The sequence below is a fragment of the Rhodoluna sp. genome, assembly GCF_024641065.1.
GTDB lineage: Bacteria > Actinomycetota > Actinomycetes > Actinomycetales > Microbacteriaceae > Rhodoluna.
Map to the genome: position 1 here is coordinate 93,156 of NZ_JAHEDV010000002.1, position 21,454 is coordinate 114,609.

The 21,454-nt window shown below is 54.1% G+C and carries 19 protein-coding genes; 10 read left to right on the forward strand and 9 right to left on the reverse strand.

What is annotated here, in order from left to right:
* The first annotated feature begins 1 nt into the window (after position 1).
* Genes Q0L26_RS02585 through hemL form a run of 6 tightly spaced genes read left to right on the forward strand, consistent with a single transcriptional unit; the run spans position 2 to position 5,407 of the window.
* On the forward strand, positions 2-223 hold the full coding sequence (locus Q0L26_RS02585; protein ID WP_296646956.1) for a DUF3073 domain-containing protein: 222 nt from the start codon (positions 2-4) through the stop codon (positions 221-223).
* A 5-nt stretch (positions 224-228) separates the two neighbouring features.
* The gene (locus Q0L26_RS02590) at positions 229-1,467 is read left to right on the forward strand and encodes a glutamyl-tRNA reductase (protein ID WP_296646959.1); all 1,239 of its coding nucleotides are present in this window, start codon (positions 229-231) and stop codon (positions 1,465-1,467) included.
* The gene (gene hemC, locus Q0L26_RS02595; protein ID WP_296646961.1) at positions 1,460-2,368 is read left to right on the forward strand and encodes a hydroxymethylbilane synthase; all 909 of its coding nucleotides are present in this window, start codon (positions 1,460-1,462) and stop codon (positions 2,366-2,368) included. Before Q0L26_RS02590 ends, hemC begins: the two co-directional genes overlap by 8 nt.
* A complete protein-coding gene (locus tag Q0L26_RS02600) occupies positions 2,361-3,113 on the forward strand; it encodes a uroporphyrinogen-III synthase (protein ID WP_296646964.1) in 753 nt (250 codons plus the stop codon). Before hemC ends, Q0L26_RS02600 begins: the two co-directional genes overlap by 8 nt.
* Before the next feature lie 2 nt (positions 3,114-3,115).
* Positions 3,116-4,087, forward strand: a complete 972-nt coding sequence (gene hemB, locus Q0L26_RS02605) for a porphobilinogen synthase (RefSeq protein WP_296646967.1) — start codon at positions 3,116-3,118, stop codon at positions 4,085-4,087.
* Positions 4,088-4,090: 3 nt separating this feature from the next.
* Positions 4,091-5,407 (forward strand): glutamate-1-semialdehyde 2,1-aminomutase, encoded by a 1,317-nt coding sequence (gene hemL / locus Q0L26_RS02610; RefSeq protein ID WP_296646968.1) that lies wholly within the window; start codon positions 4,091-4,093, stop codon positions 5,405-5,407.
* Here the strand turns inward: hemL and Q0L26_RS02615 are convergent.
* The gene (locus tag Q0L26_RS02615; RefSeq protein ID WP_296646970.1) at positions 5,404-5,889 is read right to left on the reverse strand and encodes an Rrf2 family transcriptional regulator; all 486 of its coding nucleotides are present in this window, start codon (positions 5,887-5,889) and stop codon (positions 5,404-5,406) included. The two genes, hemL and Q0L26_RS02615, sit on opposite strands and share 4 nt — an antisense overlap.
* 139 nt (positions 5,890-6,028) lie before the next feature.
* Here Q0L26_RS02615 and Q0L26_RS02620 point away from each other — a divergent pair, with 139 nt between their 5' ends.
* From Q0L26_RS02620 to Q0L26_RS02630, 3 genes are read left to right on the forward strand one after another with little or no spacing between them, the layout of a single operon-like run.
* Entirely contained in the window at positions 6,029-7,081 is a 1,053-nt protein-coding gene (locus tag Q0L26_RS02620) for an ABC transporter substrate-binding protein (protein ID WP_296646973.1), read from the forward strand.
* The gene (locus Q0L26_RS02625) at positions 7,081-7,863 is read left to right on the forward strand and encodes an ABC transporter ATP-binding protein (protein ID WP_296646976.1); all 783 of its coding nucleotides are present in this window, start codon (positions 7,081-7,083) and stop codon (positions 7,861-7,863) included. Before Q0L26_RS02620 ends, Q0L26_RS02625 begins: the two co-directional genes overlap by 1 nt.
* A complete protein-coding gene (locus Q0L26_RS02630) occupies positions 7,856-8,761 on the forward strand; it encodes an ABC transporter permease (protein ID WP_296646979.1) in 906 nt (301 codons plus the stop codon). The genes Q0L26_RS02625 and Q0L26_RS02630 overlap by 8 nt, the downstream gene beginning before the upstream one ends.
* An 81-nt stretch (positions 8,762-8,842) precedes the next feature.
* Here the strand turns inward: Q0L26_RS02630 and Q0L26_RS02635 are convergent, their stop codons facing one another.
* Genes Q0L26_RS02635 through Q0L26_RS02660 form a run of 6 tightly spaced genes read right to left on the reverse strand, consistent with a single transcriptional unit; the run spans position 8,843 to position 16,097 of the window.
* Positions 8,843-10,201 carry an FAD-dependent oxidoreductase gene (locus Q0L26_RS02635; protein WP_296646982.1) on the reverse strand — a complete coding sequence of 453 codons (1,359 nt, stop codon included), beginning with the start codon at positions 10,199-10,201 and terminating at the stop codon, positions 8,843-8,845.
* Positions 10,201-11,403: a uroporphyrinogen-III C-methyltransferase gene (gene cobA / locus Q0L26_RS02640; RefSeq protein WP_296646985.1), complete on the reverse strand. Its 1,203-nt coding sequence runs from the start codon at positions 11,401-11,403 to the stop codon at positions 10,201-10,203. Before cobA ends, Q0L26_RS02635 begins: the two co-directional genes overlap by 1 nt.
* Positions 11,400-12,740, reverse strand: coding sequence for a GTP-binding protein (locus Q0L26_RS02645; protein WP_296646989.1), 1,341 nt, complete (start codon positions 12,738-12,740; stop codon positions 11,400-11,402). Before Q0L26_RS02645 ends, cobA begins: the two co-directional genes overlap by 4 nt.
* Entirely contained in the window at positions 12,740-13,654 is a 915-nt protein-coding gene (cysD, locus tag Q0L26_RS02650) for a sulfate adenylyltransferase subunit CysD (RefSeq protein ID WP_296646991.1), read from the reverse strand. Before cysD ends, Q0L26_RS02645 begins: the two co-directional genes overlap by 1 nt.
* On the reverse strand, positions 13,651-14,388 hold the full coding sequence (locus Q0L26_RS02655) for a phosphoadenylyl-sulfate reductase (RefSeq protein WP_296646994.1): 738 nt from the start codon (positions 14,386-14,388) through the stop codon (positions 13,651-13,653). The genes cysD and Q0L26_RS02655 overlap by 4 nt, the downstream gene beginning before the upstream one ends.
* Positions 14,385-16,097 carry a nitrite/sulfite reductase gene (locus tag Q0L26_RS02660; RefSeq protein WP_296646997.1) on the reverse strand — a complete coding sequence of 571 codons (1,713 nt, stop codon included), beginning with the start codon at positions 16,095-16,097 and terminating at the stop codon, positions 14,385-14,387. The genes Q0L26_RS02655 and Q0L26_RS02660 overlap by 4 nt, the downstream gene beginning before the upstream one ends.
* A 202-nt stretch (positions 16,098-16,299) precedes the next feature.
* Between Q0L26_RS02660 and Q0L26_RS02665 the strand changes: the two genes are divergently transcribed.
* A complete protein-coding gene (locus Q0L26_RS02665; protein ID WP_296646999.1) occupies positions 16,300-17,091 on the forward strand; it encodes a CbiX/SirB N-terminal domain-containing protein in 792 nt (263 codons plus the stop codon).
* A gap of 27 nt (positions 17,092-17,118) precedes the next feature.
* On the opposite strand, the gene Q0L26_RS02670 is transcribed toward Q0L26_RS02665, so the two are convergent.
* A complete protein-coding gene (locus Q0L26_RS02670) occupies positions 17,119-18,882 on the reverse strand; it encodes a glycoside hydrolase family 3 N-terminal domain-containing protein (RefSeq protein WP_296647001.1) in 1,764 nt (587 codons plus the stop codon).
* A gap of 21 nt (positions 18,883-18,903) precedes the next feature.
* On the reverse strand, positions 18,904-21,360 hold the full coding sequence (locus Q0L26_RS02675; protein WP_296647002.1) for a glycoside hydrolase family 3 C-terminal domain-containing protein: 2,457 nt from the start codon (positions 21,358-21,360) through the stop codon (positions 18,904-18,906).
* Between the last annotated feature and the right edge of the window lie 94 nt (positions 21,361-21,454).

The following is a 21,454-nucleotide window of genomic DNA, read 5'->3' on the forward strand; positions in this document are numbered from 1 at the left end:
CATGGGGCGTGGCCGTCAAAAAGCAAAGCACACCAAGGTGGCTCGCGAGCTAAAGTACTTTAGCCCGAACACCGACTTGACCGCACTCGAAAAAGAGATTGGCCACATTGCGCCAGCTTCAACCGGTTTTGCTGGCGACGCTGAGCCTGAATACGAAGACAAGTGGGCAGACCTTTACGAGGATGAAGATTCAGAAGAATCTGACGACGAGGACCAGCGCTAACTAAAGTGGGCGTAATTCTCGTAGGCACCGATCACCGCGAAGCCTCACTTGAAGAGCTAGATCTTCTGGCTAAAAACTTTGATTCAATTCGCCAAGGTCTTCTCGAGAAACAAGAATCTGGCCTAATTCAAGGTTTTGTTGGCCTAACCACCTGCAACCGGTTCGAGCTTTATTTAGAAACCAAAGACTCTCATTCGGCAGGCGCCGAGGTTCTGAGGGTAATTGCCGATAATTCTGAAATCGATGCTGACTACTGTGCGCAGGTTTTTCAAGTTGCTGGCGAACTAGCAGCTGCTCGCCACCTTTTTTCGGTTACCGCCGGCCTCGAATCGATGGTTATCGGCGAAGAAGAAATTGCTGGCCAGGTGCGCAAGGCATTTGCCAGCGCCCAGGACGGCGCTCAAACCTCGGCCGCGCTTAACCAGCTCTTTCAAAAGGCTGCTTCAGTTGCCAAAAAGGTCACTACCCAAACCGGGCTAGGTGCCGCCGGCCGTTCGACCATCACGGTTGGCTTAGATATTTTGAAGGCACAGCACGGTGAGCTCGCAGGCAAGCAGGCATTGCTGATCGGCACCGGCGCCCACGCTCGCGTGGTGGTGGCCGCGCTGATTCGTGCGGGCATCAACGAGATTTCGGTTTATTCGCCAACCGGTCGTGCAGCTGAGTTCGCCAACTCGCGCGGTCTGCAGATAAGCGAGAACTTGAACGCCTCACTTGCGCATTCAGATTTGGTTGTTGCCTGCAGCGGTCACGGCAGCCAATTGATTGGCCAGAACGAACTGCGCGCGGCGAGGGCATCCGGGTCTAAAGAGCTAATGATTATTGATGTCGCGCTGAGCCACGATGTTGCGGCCGATGTTGCCGAACTTGACGGCGTGACCCTGGTGAACCTTGAAACCATTAAGCACCACACCCCTCACGAGCACACCGCAGCAGTGCTTCAGGCCCGCGAACTTGTGAACGAAGCCACGGATGAATTTCAGGCTGAACAACTTGGTCGAAACCTCGACCCGTTTGTAACCGCAATCAAGCGCAAGCTAAACCTCTGGATCGACGAAGAGGTTGCTCGAGTTGAATTGCGCGAGGGTGCAGAGACTGCCGCTGAGGTTCGAGCTTCGCTAAATAGCCTGGCTAACCAGATGCTGCACGAGCCACTCACAACGGCAAAGGCTCTGGCTGCAACTGGTGATGATGAAAATTATCGACGTGCGCTGATGGTTCTTTTTGGTGGCCGCGATGAGTGAGCGTGTTTTTCGTGTGGGCACCAGGGGTAGCAAGCTTGCGCTGGTGCAGGCTAATTTTGTAGCCGATTGGCTGCGCACGGCCAGCGGCCACAAAGTTGAGATTCAGATCATCAGCACCGAGGGTGATGAAACACAGGGGTCACTCATGAACCCCATGCGCCCAGGCGTCTTTGTTAGTTCGATTCGCGATGCCCTGCTTGCTGAGAAAGTCGACTTGATTGTTCACTCGTTTAAAGACTTGCCATCGGCACCAATCGAAGGTTTGCAGTTGGTTGCCGTGCCCGAGCGTGAAGACAACCGCGACGTAATTGTGTCGAATGGCAATCTTGGTCTTATGCAGTTGCCGGCTGGGTCGCGCGTTGGTACATCTTCGCCAAGACGTGAAGCGCGAATCAACTTTTTGCGACCAGACTTGGTCACCTTGCCGATTAGAGGCAACGTTGATACTCGAATTCAGAAACTGCGCGATGGCCAATATGACGCCATTGTTTTAGCGGCTGCTGGCATAAATAGACTTGGCCGCCAGAGCGAGATTTCTGAATATCTGAATTCAGAACAGTTGCTTCCGGCGCCGGCACAGGGTGCCTTGGCTATTGAAATTCGCACCGATGACGACCAGCTGCGAGAGCTGCTGACGCCACTAAACGATGCGCAAACCCGACTCATCACCACAGCTGAGCGAGCTGTTCTGGTCGGCATCAATGCAGCCTGCACCACTGCTATCGGCGCGCTAGCAGAACTAAATGGAGACCAACTCACGGTGACCGCCGAATTGAGCGACCCTGAAACCAACACCCACAAGCGGGTTCGCAAAACAGTTGGTCCGGTTGAGGTCGGCATGACATCCGAGGCATTTCAATTGGGCATGTATGTGGCAAGGCAGTTGATGAGCGATGACTAAACCGGTTTTGCTGGTTCGCGCTGATGGCAACCAAAACGATGCAGAAGCCCTTGCTGCATTAGGCATCGAGTCGGTTATTGACCCATACATTTCAATTGAAAAAGCCACTCATGCGGCAGGTGCGGTCAAGCTGATTGCAGCTTTGGCTAATGCCGCAGAGCACACCTGGTTAATTGCAACCTCGGCCAACGCGATTCGACTATTCGGTGAAATCATCGGAATAGAGAACTTGCGAAACGCTGTGAAAAACCCAAACCTGAGATTTGCTGCGGTGGGTGAAAGCACGGCCAAGGCATTGCTTGAGGTTGGTGCTCGAATGGTGTTGACCCCTGAGGTTGCCGATTCAGCAAGCCTTGCCGAGATGCTTTTAGAACAACCGATTGGTACAGCAGTGATTCCGTCTGGGCAACTAGCCATGAAACAGTTGCCAAATGCGCTCGAGGCAGCTGGCTGGAATCTAGTCACCGGAGTTGTCTACACAACTGTGCCGGTAGCCACCCAGCCCGCCTCTGTCGCAGGCGTCACCCGCGGTGATTATTCAGCAGTAATTTTTAGATCACCGAGTGCAGCGCGCTCATTTTTGTCATTCAACTCCGATGCAAAAATACCGATGATTGCCGCCGGATTTACTACGGCAAAAGTCATCGAAGATGCGGGCCTCGAGGTTGCTTCGATACCCTTGAATCCGACGCCAGAAGCGGTTGCCCTGGCAGTTCAAAAAGTAATTAACACCAACGAGGTTTAGCCATGATTCAGAGACCACGCAGATTGCGCGCCAATGCCGCTATTCGCAACCTGGTCAGCGAAACTCAGGTGCGTGCCGAGCAATTGGTCTTGCCGCTTTTTGTTCGCGAAGGCCTTGAGTCACCAAAACCAATCAAGGGTCTGCCGGGTGTGGTTCAACACACCAAAGAGTCACTACACGCTGAGATCGACCGCGCACTAGCAGCTGGCATCGGTGGTGTGATGGTGTTTGGCATTCCTAATCATCGCGATGCCGATGGCTCTGAGAGCTGCAACCCAAATGGGGTTTTAGCCGAGGCCGTGCGAGCAATTCGCGAGCAAGCTGGCGATCGACTGGTTGTTATTGCCGACCTTTGCCTAGACGAATTCACCAGCCACGGGCACTGCGGTGTGCTCAGCCCAGATGGCTCGGTTGACAACGACCGCACTCTTGAAATTTATGCACAAATGGCTGTTGTTCTTGCCGAAGCCGGAGCCCACATGCTCGGCGCCAGTGGCATGATGGACGGCCAGGTTGGCGCAGTTCGCACTGCTCTTGATGCCGCCAACTTCAAGGATGTTTCGATTCTGGCTTACGCTGCTAAGTACGCATCGGCCTTCTATGGCCCATTCCGTGACGCAGTTGAATCAGCTCTCGAAGGTGACCGTTTCACCTATCAGCAAGACCCAAGAAACATCCGTGAGTCAATGCGAGAAATCAAGCTTGATGCTGAAGAAGGCGCCGACATCATCATGGTGAAACCGGCCCTGGGCTATCTCGACGTAGTTCGCGAAGCTAGCCAAATTGTTGACCTACCAATTGCCAGCTACATCGTCTCGGGCGAGACGGCCATGATTGAGGCTGCCGCCGCGCAAGATCTGATTGACCGCGAGCGTGCGATTCTTGAGGCACTTGCTTCAGTTCATCGTGCTGGCGCAAAAATTATTTGCACCTACTGGGCTATCGAAGCTTCTGTGCTTCTTTCGAATCGATAAGCCTTGACTCAAAACATCGAAGGCTCGACCAACTGGCACCAGCGCGCTCAACAGGTGATTCCCGGTGGCGTTAGCTCTCCGGTTCGAGCTTTCAAAGGCGTAGGCGGAACCCCTAGATATTTTGTGCGCGGCGAGGGTTCACGCATCTGGGATGTTGACGGCAACGAGTACATCGATCTGGTTGGTTCTTGGGGCCCGATGATTGTTGGTCACGCACACCCTGAAGTTGTTGCCAAAGTTACAGCTGCAGCGGCACTTTCAGCATCTTTTGGTGCCCCTAGCCCAAACGAAGTTTTGTTGGCAGAAGAGATAATTTATAGGGTCGCGCCAATTGAACGCGTTCGGTTTGTCTCATCTGGCACCGAAGCTGTGATGACTGCCATTCGCCTCGCGCGCGCTGCCACCGGCCGCAACATCATCGTTAAATTTGCCGGTTGTTACCACGGGCACAGCGATGCCCTATTGGTGCAAGCCGGTTCTGGCGTGGCGACCCTTGGTCTGCCAAATTCACCTGGCGTAACCGAGGGTCAGGCCCAAGACACATTGGTCTTGCCTTATAACGACCTCGATGCTCTCGAGAATCTGTTCGCTGCCCGAGGCTCAGACATTGCCGCGGTTATCACCGAGCCGGTGCCTGCAAACATGGGAGTTGTGCCGCCAGTTGCTGGTTTCAACGCCGCTATATCGCAATTAGCAAAGTCGGCAGGTGCGCTGTTCATTCTTGACGAAGTCATGACGGGCTTCAGAATTTCTCGCGGTGGCTGGTGGGCAAAATTCGCCACACATGAAGGCTGGGCCCCTGACCTATTCACCTACGGAAAAGTCATCGGTGGTGGCTACCCGGTTGCCGCAGTAGCCGGCTCGGCAGCAGTGATGGATCTTCTCGCTCCGGTTGGCTCGGTTTATCAAGCAGGAACACTGAGCGGAAACCCAGTTGCAACCGCAGCCGGTTTGGCCACTCTCGAACTTTGTGACGAAGCTCTCTATGAGACTCTCGACAATCGGGCCAAGCAGGTCGGCGAGGCAATTTCAACGGCGCTCAGCGCAGCCGGGGTTGCCCACTCTCTTCAGAGCGAAGGCAATCTGTTCTCAATATTCTTCACCAACAGTCGAGTCAAGAATTTTGCCGACGCACAGTCGCAGAATATTCCCGCCTTCAACGCTTTCTTTCACGCGATGCTCGAAAACGGTGTTTCGATTCCGCCATCGGCCTTTGAAGCTTGGTTTGTCTCTGGCGCGCTTAGCGATGCCGATGTTGTGCGAATTGGCGAGGTAGCCAAGATTGCCGCAATCGCAGCGGCAGCGGCTTCTGAAGACTAGTTAGCCTCGTAGGCTGGTCGGCTGACCCAGGCATCTGGCTGAGTCAAAAGTTCAGATAACTCTGTGCCAAATTTGCCGGCTACAACATCAGCCAAAGTTACATTCTCAAGAATGCTACGAAGCGCAACGCGAATGCCAACCCATACATCTTGAAGGTGCTCAGCCGAACCGTCATAGCTAACATTCTCGGGGCGTAGACCTCGAACAGCGGCGAGTGGGCCATCGAGCACACGGATAACCTCAGCGAGACTGATCTTGGCTGCACTGCGACTTAGTCGATAGCCGCCTACGGCCCCACGCTGACTGAGAATGAAACCAGCATGGCGCAATTCGGTAAGAATGCCCTCGAGAAATTTCAAGGGTATCGATTGGGCGGTGGCAATAGCCTCGCCTTTTACAAGCTTTTCGGAGTCTGCGAGATGCGCCTCGGCTAGAAAGAGCAATGCTCTAACCCCGTAGTCGACCTTCGCTGAAACCTGCATACCTATATCAAAGCAGGTTTTGTAGCTCTGAAACATTACGTCATGAAAGAGCACGAGAAATTTGAAATAGGTAATCTCTACTAAAGCACTAGAGAAAGTAGTAATTGACATGAGTCGCCGTAGCAGACAGACCAAAAAATTGGTCCAAATTATTGGAAGCCTAGCCGCAGTTGCAGTGATTGCTTCTGTCGCTATGTCAGCCATCAAGTTACCAACAGCAGCCGAAACCAACTCGGGCACACCCGCAACTATTCGCATCGGATACTTCGCAAACATCACTCACGCGCCTGCTTTGATCGCCGTTCAAAAGGGTCTGTTTTCAAAGTATTTGCCAGATACAAAAATCGAATACTTTGTCTTTCCGTCAGGCCCAGCTGCAGTTGAGGCATTCAAGGGCGGCGCTCTAGATATCAGTTATCTAGGCCCGAACCCAGCTATCAACGGTTTTGCCACCACCGACGGCAGCCTTCTGAGAATTGTTTCTGGGGCTACCTACGGAGGCGCTCAGTTCATTGTGCAACCAGGCATAACCGAAGAAACCTTGCAGGGTAAAAACTTTGCGACGCCAGGCCTCGGTGGCACCCAAGATGTTGCGCTTCGCAGTTGGTTGACCAACAAAGGTTTGAGCTATGAAGTTGGTGGCGATGTTTCGATTACGCCTTCTGACAACGCAGCGACCCTGGCACTATTCCAAAAGGGCGACATCGATGGCGCCTGGGTTCCAGAGCCATGGGCATCAAGATTGGTGCTCGAGGGCAAGGGCGAGGTTTTGGTTGACGAAACTGACCTCTGGAAAGACGGCCAGTTTGTGACCACTCACATTGCGAGCACCACCGCATTTGCAGCCAAGTACCCGGCAGCTGTTGAGGCAGTTTTGCAGGCTAACTTGGATGCACTTCAGTTGATCGCCGAAGACCCGGCCGAGGCTAAACGTCTGAGCTTGGCAGAAATTGCCAAACAGACCGGCAAAACCCTGGCCGCCGATGTTGTTGAGCGCGCATGGGCGAACCTAAGTTTTGGCTATGACCCATTGGCCAAGGCTTTGCAAGCCAGCGCTGATTCGGCTGTGAATGCCGGATTGCTCAAATTAGGGCCATCAGGTTTGAAGGGAATCTATAACCTGGCGCCTTTGAATTCGCTGGTCGCAAAACGTGGACTACCAGCTGCTGACTCGGCCGGATTGGAAGAATAATGAGCGAAAGCTATTCAGGTTCAACTGCTGTTGAACCAATTTTGAAGATCAGGAATCTAACCAAGCGCTATGCACCAAATGCGCCTGTGATTCTTGATGAGTTCAACCTTGACCTCAAACCAGGTGAATTTGTTGCCCTCGTTGGCGCATCTGGTTGTGGCAAGTCGACTCTGCTAAACATTCTTACCGGTCTAGAAGAGCCAACCTCTGGAACCATCGAGACTTCACATGAGGCAAGCCTGATGTTTCAGGAGCACGCTCTTTTGCCTTGGCTGACCGCTGGTGAAAACGTTGAACTCGCTCTCAAATTGAGTGATGCACCAGAGGCCAAGGCCCTGAACGCTGACGGCCGCGAAGCTCGCGCTCAAGAGTTGCTAGAACTGGTTCACCTGCCGACAGCATTTGACCTTCGACCGCACGAACTATCGGGTGGCATGCGTCAACGTGTTGCGATTGCTCGAGCGCTTGCCCAGGGACGCAAGATTTTGCTCATGGATGAGCCTTTTGCCGCCCTTGACGCAATCACCCGTGACTTGCTTCACGACGAGTTGATTCGCATCTGGGATGAAACCGGACTCGCCGTGATTTTTGTGACCCACAACGTTCGCGAGGCTGTTCGCCTGGCACAGCGTGTGATTCTGATGAGTTCAAAACCCGGCCGCATCATTCGTGAATGGAACATCAAGTACGCACAGCCTCGACGCATCGATTCAAGCGACATCGCTCAAGCCGCCGCTGTGATCACCGACGAACTACGCAAGGAGATTCGCCGCCATGCCTAATTTTGAACACATTGATATTGACATCGCGCTCGAGGCTAAAAAGCGTCAAGAAGACCTAGCTGCAATGTCGGCTGGTCTTGACGCACTCGAGACCTCATCCAAGCAAAAAGGAAGCCGATCTAAGGCGCTGCTCAAGGCATTCGCACCACTTGCAGCAGTTGCAATTGTTCTTGCGCTCTGGCAGCTGGCGATTGTGTTGAAGCTTCAGCCTGACTACATTTTGCCTTCGCCGGCTCAGGTTTTTGCCTCGCTAGTTGATCAGTTCAACCAAGGTCTGCTGGTTCCTTCGGCAATCAACAGCTTGCGTCGAGGAGTTCAGGGTTTTGCAATTTCACTACTGATTGCTGTGCCGGTTGGTTTGGCTCTCGGCCTTAACCCAACACTTCGAGCAATCGCTCGACCGCTGTTGACCGGCTTGCAGCAGTTGCCTTCGGTTGCCTGGGTGCCGGCAGCAATCATCTGGTTCGGCCTTTCAGACGCCACCATCTTTGCCGTGGTGCTTCTCGGTGCTGTTCCTTCGATTGCCAATGGCTTGATCTCAGGTATCGATCAGATTCCGCCAATCTACCTGCGCGCCGGCAAAGTTCTTGGAGCCAAGGGTTTCAAGAACATCTACCACATCGTGATTCCGGGTGCCTGGCCAGGTTTCTTGGGCGGCTTAGAACAAGGATGGGCTTTCGCCTGGCGTTCACTAATGGCTGCTGAATTGATTGCAGTTGCGCCCTCGCTCGGCCCTGGTCTTGGCTTGATGCTAGACACCGGTCGTCAGCTGGGCGACATGTCACTCGTGCTTGGCTCGATCATCACCATCATGATTGTCGGTGTGCTTATCGAGCGTTTGGTGTTCTCACCAATTCGTCAGCGCACACTGCGCAACCGCGGATTGATTGGTCGCTAAAAACTACTGGTAGCCAAACGGCTCGAAAACTAAAAGAATCCCCCGAGATTTTCTCGGGGGATTCTTTTTGCTTTGCAAAAACTAAGCGTTCGAGATGCGAACCTGCTCTTCGCGGTCGACAACCTTTACGCGCTCACGTTCAACGTGTGACTGGTCAGCCGCACCAAGTGCAATCTCGTGCTCGTTCAACTTGAGCCAACCAGCCCAGGTGGTGAACTCAACGCCGCGAGCGGTCAGCTCGCCAAGAATAGCCTCAGCCTCGTTGACCTCAGGGTCAACCAACTGGTCTAGATCAGCAATCAAGTTCTCAATGGTTTCGGTTGCATCACTCTTGGTGTGACCGATTAGACCAACCGGGCCACGCTTGATCCAGCCGGTTGCATAAAGGCCTTCGACCTGTTCGCCCGACTCAGAAACTACGCGGCCACCTTCGTTGCGAATAACACCAAGCTTGTCGTTGAAAGGCACCTCTGGCAGTTCGCTGCCAAAGTAACCAATAGCGCGGTAGACGGCCTGAACATCAAACTCTACGAACTCGCCGGTGCCGTGAACAGTTGCGCCATCGGCGTTCAACTTGGTGCGCTCAAACTTGATGCCCTCAACTTTGCCATCGCCAAGAATCTCGGCTGGGCTTGAGAAGAAGTGCAGGTGCAGTCGACGTGAGGCGCCCTTAGGCTTTTCTTCACGCCAGCCCTCGATGATGCGAGCCATGATGCGGTGCTGGTTGGTTACACCCTCAGCATCTTCGTCGAACCAGCCCTCAGGAAAATCTTCGTCATAAAGAACTAGGTCAACATCTTCAAGTTCGCCAAGTTCGCGAAGCTCAATCGGAGTGAACTTAATCTGAGCTGGACCGCGGCGACCAAACACGTGAACATCCGTGACTGGTGAAGCCTTTAGACCCTCATAAACGTTGGCCGGGATATCGGTTGAAAGCATGTCATCTGCGTGCTTGGCAAGAACGCGCGCAACGTCAAGCGCCACGTTGCCGTTACCCAAAACAGCAACCTGCTGAGCCTCAAGCGGCCAGGTGCGCGGAAAGTCTGGGTGACCGTCATACCAAGCAACGAAGTCGGCTGCACCGTATGAGCCTTCAAGGTCGATTCCTGGGATGTTCAGTGAAGCATCTTTGATTGCACCAGTAGCAAAAATCACCGCGTGGTAATACTTGCGAAGGTCTTCAAGCTTTAGGTCTTTGCCAAACTCAACGTTGCCGAAGAAACGAATAACGCCTGAGTCGAGCATCTCGTGCAGTGAATTAACGATGCCCTTGATGCGAGGGTGGTCAGGAGCCACACCGTAGCGAATCAAACCGTAAGGTGCAGGTAGTGAGTCGAACAGGTCGATGTTCACATCTGGGTACTTGCTGGCCAAAATGTTTCCGGCATAGATACCAGCCGGGCCTGCGCCAATAATCGCAACGCGTAGGTGTTTGGTCATTATTCCTCTTCTTTGTTTCTCTCGGTCACTACGTCACCGATGACGATTACCGCCGGTGACTTAATGCCGACTTGCTCGGCAACCTTGTCAATATCGCCAAGGGTTGATCTGGTAATTCTCTGGTCTGAGCCATAGCCATCTTCGATTACGGCAATTGGGCATTCGGGGCCGCGCACACCAGCGGCTAGGTTGGCTGCGGTTTCGGCCAGTGTTGCCACGCCCATCAATATCACCACAGTGTGGTCGCGACCGCCGCTGATTTCGCTAACTGGCACGTGGCCGGTGGTAACAGTGAAGCTGGTTGCCACGCCTCGGTGGGTGACCGGAATTCCGGCTAGGGCTGGAACTGAGATTGCACTGGTGATGCCTGGAACAACCTCAACCTGCACGCCGTTGGCAACACAGAAATCTAGTTCTTCGCCACCGCGGCCAAGAACGTATGGGTCGCCACCTTTTAGGCGAACAACTTTCTTGCCCAGTTTTGCCTGGTCAACCAATATCTGATTGATCTCGTCTTGAGGAACCGGGTGGTTGTTCGGGCTCTTGCCAACGTCAATAATTTCAACTTCTGGTCGCAACCATGAAAGCAAGTGGCGAGGGCCCAAGCGATCGGTTACCACCACATCGGCCTCGTTCAAAAGTCGCTGACCACGAACGGTTACTAGGTCATCTGCGCCAGGCCCGCCACCAACCAAGGCAACTCGGCCTTCGGTGCGTGCTCCGCGAACGGCATCAATCGGCAGGGTGCCATCCAAGAGTTTTGAAATGATCGAGTCACGAAGCGCAATGCCTCGACGAGGGTCGCCACCGCCAAAGGTTGCTACGGTCAGGCCATCGAATCGGCCCACCGATGGAACCCAAGCGCTAGATTTTTCGGCTTCGGCGGCATTCACGACCAAGGTGCGCTGTGCATCAGCCTCGGCAGTGACTGCAGCATCAACCTCAACCACACCGGTTGCGGTGTGCACCAACCAGGCTTCGGCTAGATCGCCGGCCTGATATTCGCGAGCAACCCAATTGAGCTTGCCACCTCTTGCCAGCGCTGCAACCTCGGGTGAAGCCAATGGTGAAATGACGGTAACGTCTGCCCCTGAGTTCAGCAGGCCGAGTGCGCGGCGCGTGCCAATCTTGCCCGCGCCAATAACAACGACCTTGCGGCCACTGATGCGCAGACCTAGTGGGTAGAGTTCAGGGTTGGTCATATTGAGAAGTTGACCAGCTCTAGGTTGGTGTGAATACCTGCGGCTAGTGTTGCGCCATCTTGAGGCTGAATGATCAAGAATGCCCCGGCACGACGGTTGTCGCGGTAGTCATCAAACGGCTGCGGTGTAGCCAACTTGATCAGAACGTGAGCAATGTCGTTCACTTCGATCTTTTCAGCTGGGTCGATAGCCAAAGTGTCGAGGTTTCGACGACCAATAACCTGCGAGATGATTCCCTGAACGGTTGAGGTTCCGGTCTTCACCAACACACGGGCACCAGCTTCTGCTGAACGTGGATCTAGCCAGAACACCTCTGCCTCGATTAGGTTTACCGATTCAGGCAAGGTGTTGGTGGCACCGATGACGGCACCACGGGCAACATCAAACTCTTCGGCCAAACGCAGGTTTACCGACTGCGGTGCAAATGCGTGTTCAACGCTCTTGCCAGCAATGTCGATGCCGACAACCTTGGTCTTGAAGTTTCCTGGAGCAATCTCAACTGAGTCGCCTACGCGAATCTCGCCCGATGAAATCTGGCCAGCGTAGCCGCGGTAGTCTCTGAATTCATCTGCATCAACGCTCGGCGCCAAGCCACCCTGAGGGCGAATCACCAACTGCACCGGGAATCGGAATGCCTCGTGGTTGTTCTCAATTTCGTCGATAGCTGGCAGCTGCTCTAGCAGCTCAATAAGAGTTGGGCCTGAATACCAAGGGGTCTTGGTTGAGCGCTCAACAACGTTGTCCCCCTCAAGAGCAGAAACCGGAATAACGTGCACGTCATCCATGCGCATGCCGTTGGTGATTTTGGCTAGGTCGGTGACGATGTCGTTGTAGACCTGCTCGCTGAAGTCAACCAAGTCGATCTTGTTTACGGCAACAATCACGTTTGGCACGCGAAGAAGTGCAACCACAGATAGGTGGCGACGGGTCTGCTCGAGAACACCCTTGCGAGCGTCAATGAGCACTACAACTGCGTCTGCAGTAGCGGCACCGGTAACCATGTTGCGGGTGTACTGAACGTGACCTGGGCAGTCAGCAAGAATAAAGCTGCGCTCACTGGTTGAGAAGTAGCGGTAGGCAACGTCGATGGTGATGCCCTGCTCGCGCTCGGCACGAAGGCCATCGGTTAGCAATGCAAGGTCAAGACCGCCGGCCTCGCCACCGAAACCACGCTCGGCTGAGGTTCTAGCAACTGCCTCAAGCTGGTCAACCAAAACCGCCTTGCTGTCGTGCAACAAACGACCAACCAAAGTTGATTTGCCATCGTCAACCGAACCAGCGGTGGCAAAGCGAAGAAGGGTTCTGGCCTGCGCCAAAGTCTGAGTAATTTCTGGCATTAGAAGTAGCCCTCTTTCTTACGGTCTTCCATGGCTGCTTCTGAGATTCGGTCGTCGGCACGAGTAGCGCCACGCTCGGTCAAAGTTGAAGCAGCAACCTCAATTACAACGTCTGAGATTGTGCGAGCTGGAGACTCAACTGCACCGGTGCAGCTCATGTCACCAACAGTGCGGTAGCGAACCAAGCGGGTCTCAACAACCTCATCTGGGGTTGGCTCTGAAACCGGGCCAACCGCGCGCCACATGCCATCACGCTGATAAACCTCACGCTCGTGGGCGTAATACAGCGGTGGCAACTCGATGCCCTCGCGCTCGATGTAGCGCCAGATGTCTAGCTCGGTCCAGTTTGAAATCGGAAAGGCGCGAACGTGCTGACCAGGTAGGTGGCGGCCGTTGTAGAGGTTCCAAAGTTCAGGGCGCTGATTGCGTGGATCCCACTGACCAAACTCATCGCGAAGGCTAATGATGCGCTCTTTAGCGCGAGCCTTGTCTTCGTCACGGCGTGCTCCGCCAAAAACAGCGTCGTGCTTTCCGGCGGTAATTGCGTCAAGGAGAGGCAAGGTCTGCAGCGGGTTTCGGGTTCCATCCGGGCGCTCTTGAAGTACACCGCGATCGATGTAATCTTGCACGCTAGCAACTTCAAGACGAAGACCAAGCTTCTCTACAGTGCGATCGCGAAACTCGATTACCTCAGGAAAGTTGTGGCCGGTGTCAACGTGCAGAACCGGGAACGGGACCTTGCCTGGCCAGAAGGCCTTGGTTGCCAAGTGCAGCACGACAACCGAGTCTTTGCCTCCAGAGAACAACAGCACTGGGCGCTCAAATTCAGCAACAACCTCTCGGATGATGTGAATCGACTCGCTCTCTAGGGTGTCTAAAAGGTCTAGGCGATTTTCAGATAGTTTTTGGCTCATATGTGCAGCCCGCATTCAGTCTTGTTGGCGCCGGCCCAGCGGCCAGAGCGAGGGTCTTCACCCTCGGCAACTGGCTTGGTGCAAGGCTCGCAGCCGATTGATGGATATCCGTTTGAAAGCAATAGGTTTACCGGAACCTTGTGCTCGGTGGCATAGTCGATTAGCTCGTCGAAGGTCCAGGCAGCAACCGGGTTGACCTTGATTAGGCCGTTCTTTTCATCCCAGGTTAGAAGCGGGGTGTTTGCTCGAGTTGGAGCCTCTTCGCGACGAACGCCGGTGAACCACAGCTCGTAGTTTTTCAAACTGTCGTTCAGCGGGTTGACCTTGCGAAGCGCGCAGCACAGATTTGGGTCGCGCGACCAAAGCTTTTCGCCGTGTTGCGCATCTTGCTCGGCAACGGTTTGCTTTGGCAAAACATCAACCACACGGATAGGAAGCGCGCGGGCTACCTCATTGCGGGTGGCGTGAGTTTCGGCAAAGTGGTAGCCGGTCTCAAGAAAGAGCACGTCAACGTTCTCGATTTGAGTTGAAACAATGTGAGGCAAAACTGCATCGGCCATTGAACAGGCAACTGCAATTGCGTCAGCCGAGAAGTTCTTGGCAACCCAAGCGATTACCTGCTCGGCGGTTGCCTCTTTGCCAGAAGCCGCGATGGCCTCGAACTCTGCGTTGCCTTCGGCAACCAAAGCCTGAAGATCTTCGGCGCTACGAATTTTTTCAACGGTCAAACTCATTGCAATGCCTCTTCTTCTGCTCGGTGTGCCCATTCAGCAAAAGTCTCGTTGTCGAAAGAGTCTTCGTCATAGCGACGAACAACGCGCTCAACGTATTCATCCAAGTTTGCAGCGGTGACCTTTAGGCCACGAACAGTTCGGCCAAGGCCAGCCTCTTCGCGATCTGCCCATGCCAAACCGCCACCGAGGTGAACCTGAAAACCTGGCTCCATTCCGCCGTTGCCGTCAGGAAGCAACTGACCCTTAAGGCCAATGTCAGCTACCTGAATTCGTGCACATGAGTTAGGGCAACCATTGATGTGAAGGCTGATTGGGCGCTTCAGCTCAAGGTCGACCAGCTTTTTCTCAAGAGTGTTAACGGCCTTTGCAGCGGTGTTCTTGGTGTCAACAATTGCCAACTTGCAATATTCGATGCCGGTGCAGGCGATGGTTGCGCGACGGAACTCGCTCGGGCGGGCCTGAAGACCCAGCTCGTTTAGTTCGGCAATAATCGGCTCTACGTCTTTTTCTTCGATGTCAAGCAAGACCAACTTTTGGTGAGCGGTAGTGCGCAAACGAGTTGAGCCATACTTTTCAAGCAGATCAGCCAACTGGCCGAGGATAGTTCCAGAAACACGACCAACCACCGGTGCAACACCGATGTAGAACTTGCCGTCTTTCTGCTTGTGAACACCAATGTGGTCACCAACAATCTTCGGAGTCGGAATCGACGGACCGTCTAGAAGCGGAGCATCGAGGTATTCGGTCTCTAGAATCTGGCGGAACTTTTCAGGGCCCCAGTCAGCCAGCAAGAACTTTAGACGTGCCTTATTACGTAGGCGTCTGAAACCGTAGTCGCGGAACAGCGAGCAAACTCCGTACCAAACATCTGCAACTCGATCTGCCGGAACCCAGGCACCAAGACGCTCGGCCAAGCGAGGCGCGGTTGACAAGCCGCCACCAACCCAAAGGTCAAAACCAACACCGAATTCAGGGTGCTCAACGGCAACAAAAGCCAAGTCGTTAATTTCGTGAACAACATCTTGGCTTGGGTGGCCGGTGATTGCTGACTTGAACTTGCGAGGCAAGTTAGCCAACTCTGGGTCGCCAATGTACTTTTTGACGATGTCACGGATGATTGGGGTTGGGTCGATTAGCTCATCTGCAGAGATACCGGCGACCGGTGAACCAAGGATGATGCGTGGCACATCGCCACAGGCCTCGGTGGTCTCAAGACCTACAGCCTCAAGTCGCCTCCAGATCTCTGGAACATCTTCAACCTGAATCCAGTGCAACTGAAAGTTCTGGCGGTCGGTTACGTCTGCGGTGTCGCGACCAAACTCTTTGCTGATTCCTGCGATTACGCGAAGTTGCTCGGTGGTTAGCTGGCCCGAGTCAATGCGCACGCGAAGCATGAAGTACTTGTCTTCAAGCTCGTGCGGTTCAAGAGTTGCGGTCTTTCCGCCATCAATGCCTGGCTTGCGCTGCGTGTAAAGACCCCACCAGCGAAAGCGACCGTGAAGGTCGGTGTCTTCGATTGAGTCAAAACCCTCTTTTGAATAGATGGTCTCAATGCGCTCACGAACCGAAAGACCGCCGTCGGCTGCCTTCCATTTTTCGTTGTCATTCAGCGGCTCTTTGCCGTCTACCTTCCACTGACCATTAGCTCGCCCTTCACGTGGCGGGCGAGCAGCAGCGTGAGTGCCACCGGCAGGTGTGTTTGCAGTCATCGAAGTGTCCTTTAGAAATGCGATTGCGAGGGCAGAAAATCCCCCGCGTCACATACAACTCTAGGTTGCTCTTTTGTCACAAATGAAACATTCTGTAATAACAAGTTCCGCGCCACAGAGCCGAAGTAGCCTCATTTCACGACTTAGGTTTCCTACCAAATCGGTAGACTTGGCGGAACACCTTTTAGTTATTGAGGAACCCATGGCAACCCTGATTGCGGCTTCGCACGGCACTGATAATTCATCAGGTGCTTCGGCAATTTCTGCCCTGGTTAAATCAGTGCAAATTACCTTGGATGCCACCCACGTTGGCCACCGAGTTTTCGAGGCTTTTGTTGACGTGCAGCAACCAGACGTGCCGGCAGTTTTGGCTGAGGCAGGCAATGCTGAGCCAGCAATCATTGTGCCGCTGCTGTTGGCAACCGGGTATCACGTGCGACAAGACATCGCAGATGCAGCTTTCGAAGCTGGCGAGCACGTTTCAATCACCCCGGCACTTGGGCCAGACCAACGCATGGTCAAGGTTTTGGTTCGACGCCTCAGCGAGGCTGGTTACCAGCCGGGCGACCTAGTGGTTTTGGCGGTTGCCGGTTCAAGCGATCAACGAGCTCAGGCCGAGAGTGCGCTGGTGCAGTTGATGGTTGAAGAGGCTCTGGGGCGAAAAGTTGAATTGGCGTTTTTGTCGGCCGCCGACCCAAAACTCAAAGACCTGATTCCGAAGCTAAAGTTTCAAAACCCAAACAAGCGGGTGGTGGTTGCAACTTACCTTTTGGCCGATGGGTACTTTGCTGGCCTCACCAAAAAGTTTGGCGCCCATCTGGTTGCCGAGCCTTTGCTTGTTGAAGGCCAAACTGCGCCGGCAGAGCTAGTCGAAATCATTGTCGATCGCTTGACTGCCGGTCTTGCTGGCACAACCACCGGTTGCCTAACCGGCCTTAGAGGTGAGGCATTTGCCGGCTGTGCTGCTGGTTGCAAAACTTCTTGTCGCGCCTAACCGGTTCGTGCCCCACGAAGAGATTTGTTAGACGCTGAGCCCGGCTCCGTAGGCAAAAGTTGGCGAAGCCGTGTCATATGGCACATCAGACTTGCTCGCCAAGATCGCCTCCAGTGATGAAGGCAATTCAATTGGCAAACGCCCCTTGGCTAGCTTTGGGTTTTGCAGAACATCCATGAAGGCATTTGGGTTCGAACCAAAGTTGGCGGTGACCACTGCTGCAGCCTCGGCAATTTCGGGGAACACCGCTGCTCGGTCGAGATAGATGTCGAAGATGGTCGGAACCGTCTTGCAGATCTCAACAATTCGAGCAACTTCTGCAGACGGAAACTCAAGCGAGCCCGCGTGAAAAATTGCTTCGAAGCCACCTGGGCGTGGGTCAAAGTGAGCATTTTTGCGAACGATTGCCAGGTCGGCTTCGGCAGGGTTGCCAACCACCTGGCCCAAGCGGCCAGCTTTGTCGGCGTCGAGCCCTTCGACATAAATTTTTAGCCCGGCAGGCAGCGGCAACTGAGCGGCACCCTCGGCAGCCAGCTTGAGCAAAACATAACCGGCCCGCTGAGCAGCCTCGCCAGCGGCCAGGAATTCAGGCTTGCCAACAATCGCATCGGCAGCAGCCTCATCAACAAAACGTTCTTCGTCGAATAATCCGAGAATGAACTTCTCAGCCAAAAGTTTTGCAGCCGAGTAGTTAATGCGTTCTTCAGAGATTCGACCCTCGCGAACCAATTCAACGATCAGCTCTGGGCAAGATTCGCCACCGAACTGGTCAGAGCCGGCATTGATTGCCTTTTCAACTCTTTCGCTTCGACTTAGGTGTTCAACGCCCCAAGCGCGAGCTGGCATATCTTGGCCAAGAATATTGGCGTCGGTAATCAAGCCCCAGTCGGTGCAGATGATGCCTTCAAACCCGAGTTCACCCTTGAGCAAGTCGGTGAGCACGCCTTTGTTGAAACCAAAGCCAACTTCTTCATACTTGGTGCCGATCGGTTGACCGTAATACGGCATCATTGCGCGGGTGCCAGCAGCGATTGCATCTTTGAAAGGCTCAACGTGATAGTCAAAGTTGTTGCCCGGGTAGACCTGCTCTTTGCCATATTCAAAGTGCGGGTCTTCACCATCAAGTTGCGGGCCGCCACCCGGAAAGTGCTTAGTCATGGTCGACACCGAAGACTTGCCAAAAACCTTGCCCTGAAATCCACGGATGTAGGCAGCGCCTACCGCACCCGATTGCTTAGCGTCTTCGCCGAAAGTCATACCCGAGCGAGCCCAACGTGGTTCAGTTGCCAAGTCGATTTGTGGGTGAAGCGATGCGTGAATGCCTACGGCGCGATATTCCTGACGAGCAATGTCACCGAACTGTTCAACAACTTCAAGATCGCCGATGGCACTAAAGGCTAGCGATTCAGGCCACTGCGAGAATGCACCCGAACTAAAGAGTGCGCCTTGGTTTTCTGCAAAGGCGTGACGAGGGTCGGTAGAGATTGTCACCGGAACACCAAGACCTACCTCGGCCGCAATGCTTTGCAGCTTGTTATGCCAGCGGGCCATTTCGCTGCCCTGCTTTGGTACACCGTGAACATTAAAGTGAGTGATGCGCTTCTGGCGAATCAATTCTTCAGTGGCCACGCCCCAAGGCGAACCCGATGGCAACAATTCGCCACCCGGGAGCATCGGTGCAATCTCGTGAAACATCAGGCCGGCTTTATCTTCGAGCGAAAGTCTCGGCAGCAAGTCGGCAACGCGCTCGGCAACCGTTAGCTTCGGGTCTTGATATGGCAATGCGTTCACGATGACTCCTTCTTTGAGCGCTTAGCCGACGTTGACTTCGATTTTGGCAATGATGTCGACAACCGAGGTACCGACATGCAGTTCAAACTTGCCGGCCTCATACTGCCAGCCGTCTGACCAGTGAGCGAACTCACGGCCGCGAATCTTCACCTCGGCAAGAACAGTTTCGCCAGCTTCGGCATTTACTTCGACAAAGCCAACCAACCAACGAACCGGGCGATCAACTGAGCTGTTGTTGCGCGATGCATACACCTGAACGACCTGCTTGCCCTTTCGTGCACCAGTGTTGGTGACCGGCACCGACAACTTCAGATCTGAACCAACGCCGATTGCCTTAGGCGCATTGACGTCGCCGAAAGTCCAGCTGGTGTAGCCAAGGCCAAAACCAAAGTTGAAGGCTGGGGCGACGTTGTCTTTCATCCATGCGCGGTAACCAATGTGAATGCCCTCTTCATAAACAACCTGACCGTCTACCGGTGTGCAGTTTGAAACTGGCAGGTCAGACTCGTCAATTGCCCAAGTGGTTGGCAGGCGGCCGCCAGGTTCTTCGGCACCGGTCAGAATCTCGACCAGAGCGTTGCCCATTTCTTGACCAGCAAAGTAGGTGAGCAAAATTGCCTTCACTCGGTTGCGCCACGGCAAGATCACCGGTGAACCCGAGTTCACGATGACAACCACGTTTGGGTTCACGGCAAGCACTGCTTCAACCAGCTCGTCTTGGCGACCAGGCAGAGCCAACGACTTGCGGTCAATGCCCTCTGACTCGACTGCCGAGTTGGTACCCACAACCACAATCGCAAGCTCCGCGTTTTTAGCGTTCTCGACAGCTTCGGCAATCATGGCGTCACCAAGTGATTTGTTCGGCTCAAATCCAAGGATGAATGCGAAGGCCGCAGATTCAATACCAACGCGACCGGCAAGGTCGATTTCGGCAACAATGCGAACAGTTTTGCCAGCAACCAAGTCAACTGGTGCAGTGACGAATGGTGGGTCCATCAGGTCAGAGAATGGGTCTTCGCTGGTGCGAGGAATCAACTGATCAATCAGAACGTCACCGTCAACAGTCACCTTGTTGTAGCGAGTGTTAGCTACGCCCATAAGTTCGGTGCGGGTTTCGGTTGGAGTGAAATCGGTGGTGAAGCGCAGGCCGTGAGCAGCCGCAATTGGTGAGCCAGAGCCCAGCCACATTAGGTTGCTGCCACCGCGAGTTTCGGTAAAGATCGGCTGGCCGTCTTCGCCCAAAAGTTCAAGGTGCGCACCAGCCTCACCGGTGATTGGGTTTTTCAGTTCATCTTTTGGCAACTCGGCCAAACCGTGCTGAACTACTGCGCCGATTGAATAACTGAGTTTGTCGCCAAGCAGTTTCTTGAGCGCCTGAAGCGGGGTCACCACAGTCTTTGGCATAACGGTTGCTGAGCCACCGCCCTGGGTTCGGGCAACTGAAGCGTTGTTTCCGATGAGGGCAACCTTGCCAAACTTGTTGAAGTCAATTGGCAGGCTCTGCTCTTGGTTGCGAAGCAAGACTGAGGTCTGAACCGCTGCTTTGCGAGCGAAAGCTACATCTTGGTCAGAAATGTTGTTGTGACGAGGCTTTTGCGCAGGGGTCGAGCCGTCAGCGCCGATTGCACCAACTCGAATGGCCAACAGAATCATGCGCTTGATCTTGCGGTCGATGGTTTCTTCTGCAATCTCGCCACTGCGAACCGCATTGATTAGGTTCTGTGACCAAAACTCAGTTGGGCCAGGCATCTCTAGATCTTGCTCATAGTTTGCCGAGTCAAGGGTTCGCACGGCTGTCCAGTCGCTGATGACTACACCGTCGAATCCCCATTCGCTGCGAAGCGGAGTTTGCAGCAGGTCGTTCTCGGTCATGGTCTTGCCGTTCACCGAGTTGTAGGCACTCATGATTGTCCAGGCCTGCCCATCAACCACAGCGTCTTCAAACGGGCGAAGGTAAAGCTCGCGCAAGGTGCGCTCGTCAACGGTCACGTTAGCGGTGAAGCGTTCGGTTTCAAAGTCGTTGGCCACATAGTGCTTAGGGCACGCGCCAATTCCGGTTGACTGAATGCCTTGGGTGAACGAGGTGGCTAGGGCACCGGTAAGCATCGCGTCTTCACTCAAGCACTCAAAGTGTCGGCCACCAAGCGGTGATCGGTGCAGGTTGATGGTTGGGCCAAGAACAACGTCAACGCCCTTGCGTTGAGCTTCGCTACCGAGCGTGCGGCCATACTCGGCAGCAAGTGTTGGGCTCCAAGATGAACCAAGTGCGGTGCCCGATGGAAGGTTGAGTGAGTTGTCGCGTTCATCCCAGAATTCACCACGCACACCAGCAGGGCCATCAGAGAGCAGCATGTTGCGCAGACCGATTGATTCGAGCGGAACGGTGTTCCAAAAATCACGACCGGTAAGCAGTGAAACCTTTTCTTCAAGGCTCAGCTTGGCGGTTAGGTCATCGATGCGTGAAACAAGGTTTGTCATTCGAGGCACTCTTTCTTCGTTGAAACGCGAAAACAGAAAAAGTGTATACCGAAAACCTGTTATGTGAATGGTTTTGTGTCGACGTTATGAAACT